This window comes from Pseudomonas sp. VMV1, assembly GCF_056790235.1.
Genome location: NZ_JBXGSE010000049.1, coordinates 1 through 349, shown reverse-complemented (window position 1 = coordinate 349; position 349 = coordinate 1). Strand labels below are relative to the sequence as shown.

Annotated in this window: 1 protein-coding gene; it reads right to left on the bottom strand. The window is 60.5% G+C overall.

The genetic code is table 11. The features are described 5' to 3' along the window. The coding region (locus tag ACUCV0_RS24105) for an EF-Tu/IF-2/RF-3 family GTPase (RefSeq protein ID WP_482213935.1) at window positions 1-349 on the bottom strand (349 nt) is incomplete at both ends.

Here is a 349-nt window from a genome sequence, read left to right as displayed (position 1 = left end):
AGTGTGACGACCGCCTTCTTCCTTGGACAGCACGTACACTTCGCACTCGAACTTGGTGTGCGGCTTGATGGTGCCCGGCTTGGCCAGAACCTGGCCGCGCTCGACGTCTTCACGCTTGGTGCCACGCAGCAGGACGCCAACGTTCTCACCGGCACGACCTTCGTCCAGCAGCTTGCGGAACATTTCAACGCCGGTGCAGGTGGTCTTGACGGTGGCCTTGATGCCCACGATCTCGACTTCTTCCTGGACCTTGACGATGCCACGCTCGACACGACCGGTTACCACGGTGCCACGACCGGAGATCGAGAACACATCTTCGATCGGCATCAGGAACGGCTTGTCGATGGCA